The sequence below is a fragment of the Kitasatospora sp. NPDC034035 genome (assembly GCF_055575755.1).
Map to the genome: position 1 here is coordinate 24,113 of NZ_JBVISA010000057.1, position 8,112 is coordinate 32,224.

An 8,112-nucleotide genomic window follows, 5' to 3' on the forward strand; every position below is an offset into this window, starting at 1 on the left:
CCTCGTCTCGTCCGCCCACGCGCATATCGCAGGACCTGTGCGATCTTTACCCCGCTACCGCGTCCGCCAACAAGAAACCGCGCCGATCCGCACCGGGCGCAGGATCGGGCCAAGGGGTAAAACGGACCCCCGCCCAAGAACTCGTAACACGATCACGGTCATCGAGTGTTGCCGCCTACGCCACGTGGGACCTGTAGTCGCGGCTCGTCGCATTGGTGGGCACGCCAGGCGCGTCCGGTCCGGACATCCATCCCTCGGGGCAGAGCAGCACGGATTTGATGAACGACGGCGGCGGAAGGTAGCTGTGGCTGGCGACGTAGTGGGCTATGAGCGTCGGCGCCGCGAAGACCTCCCCGGCGGCACCAGGGACGCGGATCTCACCGTTCCCCAGGTAGAGCAAGTCGCCCTTGTGCTCGACGGTCAGCAAGCCCATCTGCCTCTCGCCGGGTGGGCACAGCCCGCAGACGTGGAAGCCCCGCGTCTTGTTCACGTCCTGCCAGCGAAGGATGTCGAAGAGTCGGGCTGGGAAGTCCTCCGGGACCGGCCCCGCCGTGTATTCGCGCCGTCCGTCGAGCCAACCCACATTGATCCGTTGGTAGGAGGGGGCGAATGAAGCGCTGTAAGGCCCATCGGCAGCGGCTACGACGTCCTCGGCCAAATAGCTGTAGGGACTCAGATCACAGAAGAAGGTCACGACGCTGTCTAGCATGCTGTGCCGATGAGCGTCATCACGGCGGATCCATCCGCTTCAGGAGGTGCCGCCAGCAGATGAGTGCGCAGGCGAGTGAGACGAATGCGTCGTGGAGGTTGAGGCGTCGTTCCCAGCGGATGGCGAGGCGCTTGAACTGGTGCAGTTGGGCGAAGGCCTGCTCGACGACGTAGCGGAGCTTGCCGAGGCCGATGATGTCGGGCGTGCCCCTGCGGGAGATGATCGGCCGAAATGTGGTATCTCGGGCTGGATGTCGGCAAGGGCGATCACCACGCGGGAACGGGCTCCACCGGGCGGGGTGCGGGTGCGGACTGCCCGGTGGAGTCCGGCCGCTACCGCGTCAGCAGCTTCTCCAAGACGTCCGCCCCCTGTGACGCGCCGCCCGCCCCGCGCACGATCCGGCTCAGGGCCGCCGCCCTGGGGCGGCAGGACCGGACGTCCTGGACGGCGTCGCAGAGGCCCTGCACGGTCGGCTCGGCGAGCGTCCGGCCGACCTGCAGTTCCTCCGCCCGCCGGGCGATCGCCCGCTGTTCCGGAATCTGCGGCACCGCCACGAAGGGCACCCCGTGGTAGAGAGACTCCATCGCCGAGTTCATCCCGGCGTGGCTCAGGAACACCTCGGTGTGTCGCAGCACCGCCACCTGCGGCACGTGTGCGTGCACTTCGACGTTCGCCGGGATCGGGCCCAGCGACTCCTGGTCCAGCCCGCCCACCGCCATGACGACCTGCCAGTCGCTGTCCCCGAACGCCTCGATGCAGGTCCGGTAGAACTCGGGCCGGTCGTTGAAGACGGTTCCCAGCGATATCAGCAGTACCGGGGCCTGCGACCGGGGGCTCCACTCCTCAGCGCTCTGCCGGCTGCTCAGCGACGGCCCGACGAAGTGGAAGCGCTCGTCGAAGGTATCCCCCGACATCTGGAACTCGCGGGGGATGAACACCAGGCTCGTCGGGGCCACGTAGCCGAACATCAGGTTCGGGTCCTCGAGGAAGGTGTGGCCCTGCGCGAACTTCCCCATGTCCTGAATCGCGGCCACCAGCCGGGGGTTGGTGTGGTCGAAGTCGGCCGGTAAGTACACCTGCGCCGCCGAGAAGGACTCGTTCTCCGCGAAGGTCGGCACCAGGGAGATCTCCCGCACCTCGAGCAGGTTCGCCAGCATCCTCCCGGTGAAGGTCACCGAGTCGTAGCACACCGCGTCCGGCGGGTCGGCCGAGAAGTGCTCGGCCAGGACGGGGAAAGAGGCACGCGCGTCGTCGAGGTAGTACTCCATCGTCACGGCGAGCTGTTCCGCCGTGAACTCGCCCCGCGCCGCCATGTCGGGCGGCAGCTGCGAGGGCAGGGTCACCGGCGACGCCCCGGCGGCAAAGGCGGCGTCCATGGTGGCCGGTCCCGTGGCGTAGCTGACCCGGTGACCGCGCCGGACCAGCTCTTCGACCAGCGGCAGGGTCGGGTTCACATGCCCGGACGCGGGCGCGCTCACGAAGGCGAAATGGGCCATCAGTTCTCCTCCAGGATGACCGGCAGAGTCTTGTGTCCGTTGGTGAAGAAGGAACCCAGCGGCTCGAGTTCGGACGACGGGACGGCCAGCCGCAGCCGGGGGAACCGGGAGAACAGCGCGGACAGCGCCGTCGTCGCCTCCAGCTTCGCCAGGGGGCTGCCGAGGCAGTAGTGCACGCCGTGCCCGAAGGTGAGGTGGTCGGCCCGCGACGGCCGGGTGACGGAGAAGTCCTCCGCGTCGGCCCCGTGCTGCGCCGGGTCGCGGCCGGCCGCGCCGTAGGACAGCAGGATCGCCTCGCCCTTGCGGATCTGCACGCCGTCCGCGGAGATGTCCTCCACGGCGTACCGCAGCGGCAGGTTCGGCACCGGCGCCTGCCAGCGCAGGGTCTCGTCCACCACGTCCTCCCACGTGCTGGCCCCGGACCGGACCAAGGCGAGCTGAGACGGGTGCGTGACCAGCGCGTGGACGGCGTGGTCGAGCAGGTTGACTGTCGTCTCGAAGCCGGCGGAGATGGTCAGCAGCAGGGTGTCCAGCAGTTCCCGCTCGGACAGTCGTGTGCCGTCCGCCTCCTGCGCGGCGATCAGGTCGCTGGTCATGTCGTCGCCGGGGTCGCGCCGTTTGGCGGCCACGAGTTCCTTGAGCAGCATGTACAGCTCACCAGAGGCGGCCTGCACGCCCGCCGGGTCCGCGTCGAGGCTGAACACCGCGTCCACCAGCCGCCGCAGGTCCGCGCCCGTCTGCGCGGTCACCCCGAACAATCCGGTGATGACCTGGATCGGCAGCGGGAACGCGAACCGTGCGCGCAGGTCGACCGTCTGCCCCGGCGGCACCGCGGCCAGGTCGGCGATCAGGCCTGCCGTGATCTCCTCGACGCGCGGCCGCATCGCTTCGATACGGCGCGGGGTGAACGCCTTGGCCACCAGGCTGCGCAGCCTGGTGTGGTCGGCCCCGTGGGCGGTGAACATGTTCTGCATCGCGACCCACATGATCAGCGGCCAGTCCGGCGGGATGTCGCCGTCGCGCCACATGGGCCAGTGCTTGTTCGCGTCCTTGGAGACCTTCGGGTCGAGCAGCAGCTTCTTCGCCAGGTCGTGCCCGGTGACGGCCCAGGCCGACACGCCACCGGGCAGTTCGACGGGCGTGGCCGGGCCGCGCTCGCGCAAGGCAGCGGCCTCGCCGAAGATGTCGCCGCCCGAGGGGTCGATGACATACGCGTCGGCGGGCGGGGCCTGCGCGCGCACCGGCTCGGTGAGGATGGTGGTCGTACGGGGCTTGGGCGGCTCGGTGACCTCCAGCAGGGTCGCGGTGAACCGCGAACCCATGCCGAGGCCGATCGACATGATGGTGTCGCCGGGCTTGAGGGTCTCGTCATGCAGCAGGTGGTCCATGCCGAGCAGTTGGTCGCACGGCCCGACGTGGCCGAGCTCGCGCAGCATCGGCCAGGTGGTGCGGCCGAGGTCGATGCCGAGCGGCTCCAGCACGACGACCTCCAGTTGGGCCAGGCCCAGACCGGTGACGACGAACCTGGTGATGTCGGCGATGCTGACGTCGCCCTCCTTGGCGGCCTGCTCGACCGCGGTGACCAGTGCCCCGCTCATCAGCGTCAGGTACGGGGCCAGGCCGGTGACCTCGATCGGCGTACGGTTCCGGTGGCCCTCGGGGTCCGGGATCGTCGGGGTGGCGAGGACCTCCATCTGGGTCGCGGAGCTGTTGGCGGTCGCGACCAGCCTCGCCCGGCCGCCCTCGCGGTTCAGCACGGCCGCGACCGCACCGTCGGCCAGGAAGATCCCGACGGTGGGCTGCCACCGTTCCCACCGCGGCGGCAGGAACCGGGCGGTAGCCGTGACCAGGGTCGCGGTCGCGGCCGGGTCGGCCACCAGGTGCGCGGCGGCGGACTGCAGCGCGGCCGAGCCGCCGTTGCTGGTCGCCTCGACCTCGTAGACGAGGGCGTGGCCGAGGCCGAGGACGCGCTGCAGGTGGCAGGAGGACGCCATGTGGTCCTGATGGTCCATCTGGGCGTAGGCGGCCATGGAGATGTCGGCGCCGCTGAGGCCGGACTCGCGCAGGGCTCCGATCGCCGCGTGCACGGCCATCGCGTGCTCGGTGACGTCGTCGGAGCGGGTGAACGACACGAAGTCCGACAGCGCGAGCAGCCGCCGCATGGTCTCGGTGTCCGGCACTGCCTGCGTCGCGGGCGTGCGGGGCGGCAGGTACCGCCCCGTTCCGCCGATGTAGACGTTGTCCCAGATCATGCTTGGTCCTTTCCCCTGAGTGCGGACAGCCCCGCCCCGTATCCGTCGAAGTCGAGGAGCCATGTACTGATGGCCAGCGCCGTGGCCGCGGAGTGCTCCTCCAGTACGGTGAAGTGGTCGCCCGGGACGGTGAGCACCTCCTGGACGGTGGTGGACAGCCGGGGCCACGAGCGCTCCCCGGTGCCCACCAGCAGCACCGGCGCGGTGACGGGCTCCGGGGCGCCGGCCAGATCGAGGTATCGGCCCATGGCCACCAGCCGGTCGTCGTCGACCGGCTGGACCTGGTGGCCGGCGTCGAGCATGCCGGTGAGCACACCCGGCAGGTCGTCGGGGTAGCCGTCGATGAGCACCACGGCGCTGGGCCGGGCCCCCCGCCGTTCCAGTTCCCTGGCGGTCGCCAGCGCCAGCCACGCGCCCACCGAACGGCCGACCAGCACCGGCGCGGCGACGGCCGACGCGGCCTCGGCAAGTGCCTGGACCAGGACGTCGGAGTCCGCGGGCAGCGGGTCGCCGGCGAAGCCCGGCAGGGTGACCGCCGTGACATCGCGGGCGGCCTCCAGCGCCGCGGCGAACCGCCCGTACTCCTCGATGCCGCTGGACGCCAGCGCGGACGGCAGGCAGACCAGCGACGGCTGGAGGAAGCCGGTCGCGAGGGCGACCACCTCGGCTTTGGGTGCGTCGGTGGCCTGGCTCAGCCGGGACACCGTGGCCAGCAGATCGAGGCCGTCCTGCGCGCGGCCGACGTCGACGGCCTTGCGCAGCAGGCGCTCCATCGGCCCGGCGACCCGGTTCTCCGGCGAGCACAGCTGCCCGTAGAGGTGGTTGACGAGCTGTTCGGGCGTCGGGAAGTCGAAGACGAGGGTCGCCGGGAGCTGGAGCCCGGTGGCCGCGTTGAGCTGGTTGCGCAGCTCGATGGCGGTCAGCGAGTCGACGCCGTGGTCGCGGAACAGCTGACGCGGGTCGTCGATCCCGCCGGGGGCCATCCCGAGGATGCTCGCGCTGTGCGTGACGACCAGGTCGAGCAGCAGGGCGCGCTGCTCGGGCTCGGGCAGGGCTTCGAGCCTGGCCCGCAGGTCGCCGGGGCCGGCCGCCGGGGCCGGCGCGCGCCGCGGCCGGGCGAGTCCGCGCAGCAGCGCGGGCGGGGTGTCGATCGCCGCGAGGTCGAGGCGGACCGGCACCAGCGCCGGGCGTTCGCCGGCCAGGGCGGTGTCGAACAGGTCGAGGGCCTGCTCGGTGGCCAGCGGCAGCATCCCGGTCCTCGCCAGCCGGCGGTGGTCGGCCTCGGTCAGGTTCCCGGTGATTCCGCTGGACTCGGCCCACTGGCCCCAGGCCAGGGAGGTGGCCGGCAGACCGCGCGCGTGCCGGTGCTCGGCGAGCGCGTCGAGGAACGCGTTCGCGGCGGCGTAGTTGGCCTGCCCGGGGGCGCCGAACACCCCGGACGCCGAGGAGAACAGCACGAACGCCCGCAGGTCCAGGTGTTCGGTGGCCTCGTGCAGGTGCCACGCGGCATCGGCCTTCGAGCGCAGCACCGTGTCGATCTGCTCCGGCGTCATCGATCCCACCACGGCGTCGTCGACGGCCCCGGCTGCGTGCACGACGACCCGCAGGTCGGGGATCGAGGCGACGAGATCCCTCAGTGCCCCGCGGTCACCGGCGTCGCAGGCGACCACGGTGAGGGCGGCGCCCAGCTCCTGCCGGAGCCCGGGCGGCTCGACGCCGCGGCGACCGGCGAGCACCACGTGCGGGGCACCGTGCCGCGCGACCAGGTGCCGGGCGACCAGGACGCCGAGGGTGCCGGTGCCGCCGGTGATCAGCACGGTGCCGTCCAGGGGCACGCCGTCCAGGGGCCCGGCCGGGGCGGCCTTCACCAGCCTCGGCACGAGGGCGGTTCCGTCGCGCAACTGGATCTCGGGCTCGCTGTCGCTCACGGCGGCGCGCACCGCGGCGGGGATCGCCCGCCGTGAGGCGGCCGTGCCGTCGTGCCGGACGGTCAGGATCCGCCCGGGGTTCTCGCTGTGCGCGCTGCGCAGGAAGCCGCGGGCGGCGGCCGAGGCCAGGTCGTCGCCGGTGAGGACCACGAGCCGGGCGGGCGTGTCGGTGGCCAGGAACTCCCGGACCCTGCCGAGTAGTTCCCGGGTCACCGCGTGGGCGGCCGCGACCGGTCCGCCCTCGCCGACGACCTCGTGGAGGACCGTCTCGGTGTACGGGCCGTCCGGTGCCGCCATCGGGGTCCAGTCAACGGCGAACAGCGTGTTCGGCCGGCGCCCGGACCCGTGACCCGCCGCTTCGACGGGCCGCAGGACGATCTCGTCGATGCTCACGACCGGCATCCCGGCGGTGTCGGTGATCCGCACCGCGTAGGTGTCCGGCCCGGTCGGGTGCAGCACCACGCGGACCGTCGCGGCCGACCCGGTGACCGACACACCGGAGAACGAGAAGGGCATCCGCGCCGGGCTGCCGCCGGCGCCACCGTCCTCGGCCGCGAGGCCGGCGAGCAGGGTCAGCGGCTGTATGGCGGCGTCCAGGAGCGCGGGGTGGACGCGGTAACCGGTGAGCTGCGCGGGGTCCGCCGGGAAGCTCACCTCGGCGTGCAGGTCCTCGCCGTGCCGCCGGATGCCGGTGAGCCCCTGGAACGTCGGCCCGTAGTCGTAGCCGGCTTCGGTGAGCCGGTCGTAGAGCGAGCCGATGTCGATCGGCGCGGCCTCGCTGTCGTCCGCCCCGGGCACAGCCGTCCGGTCGGCCCCTGTCGCCCGGTCCGCCGGCGGACTGAGCACGCCGGTCGCGTGGCGGGTCCACTCGTCGGGCTCGGCGGAGGTGCGGGAGTGGACGGTGACGAGCCGGCGTCCGGTGTCGTCGGGTGCGCCGACGGTGACCTGCACGTGCACACCGTCGCGCTCGGACAGCACGAGCGGCGCCTCCAGGACCAGCTCGGACAGTACGGGGCTGGCCGTGTGCTCGCCGGCGTGGACGGCCATGTCCACGAACGCCATCGCGGGCAGCAGCGTCGAACCGAGCACGGTGTGCTCGGCCAGCCACGGGTGAACGGACGCGGAGAGCTTCCCGGTCAGCACCACGCCCTGCCCGTCGGGGAGCTTCACCAGGGACCGCAGCAGCGGGTGGTCGGGCGTGTCGAGGCCCTCCGACGGGGTGGTGGGCTGGAGCCAGTAGTGCTGGTGCTGGAAAGCGTACGAAGGCACACGCACGCCCGACGTCCCCGCCGTCGTGGCCGCGGGCGGCGTCCAGCGCACGGAACCATCCACCCACAACCGCCCCAGCCCCGCGAACAACCGCTCCGGAGAATCACCACCACGCCGCATCAACCCGTTCCCCACCAGCAACGGATGCGGACCCACCTCCACGAACCCCCTCACACCCTGACCCGCCAGCCACTCCACGGCATCAGCGAACCGGACCGCCTCCCGCACCTGCCGCACCCAATACCCGGGCTCCCCCATATCCACCGGATGCCCGGCCACCGTGGAGACCACCGGGATCACCGGCTCACCGAACGACAAACCCGCCGCCACCCGGCCCAGTTCCTCCAGCACCGGATCCATCCGCGCCGAATGGAACGCGTGACTGACCGCCAACCGCCGCACCCGGCGCCCACGCCCGCGCCACACCTCACCCACCTCTTCCACCGCGGCCTCGTCCC

4 protein-coding genes and 1 pseudogene are annotated in these 8,112 nt (G+C 71.9%); all 5 read right to left on the bottom strand.

The genetic code is table 11. The features are described from left to right. Positions 1-175: 175 nt before the first annotated feature. Entirely contained in the window at positions 176-694 is a 519-nt protein-coding gene (locus ACZ52J_RS40900) for a DUF7919 family protein (protein WP_465626319.1), read from the bottom strand. Between the two features lie 347 nt (positions 695-1,041). After that, positions 1,042-2,205, bottom strand: a complete 1,164-nt coding sequence (locus tag ACZ52J_RS40905; protein ID WP_465626321.1) for a macrolide family glycosyltransferase — start codon at positions 2,203-2,205, stop codon at positions 1,042-1,044. After that, positions 2,205-4,457, bottom strand: coding sequence for a cytochrome P450 (locus tag ACZ52J_RS40910; protein WP_465626323.1), 2,253 nt, complete (start codon positions 4,455-4,457; stop codon positions 2,205-2,207). The genes ACZ52J_RS40905 and ACZ52J_RS40910 overlap by 1 nt, the downstream gene beginning before the upstream one ends. After that, entirely contained in the window at positions 4,454-7,660 is a 3,207-nt protein-coding gene (locus tag ACZ52J_RS40915; protein ID WP_465626329.1) for a type I polyketide synthase, read from the bottom strand. The genes ACZ52J_RS40910 and ACZ52J_RS40915 overlap by 4 nt, the downstream gene beginning before the upstream one ends. Before the next feature lie 132 nt (positions 7,661-7,792). Further along, a pseudogene (locus ACZ52J_RS40920) lies at positions 7,793-8,098 on the bottom strand (acyltransferase domain-containing protein); the annotation flags it as partial. Between the last annotated feature and the right edge of the window lie 14 nt (positions 8,099-8,112).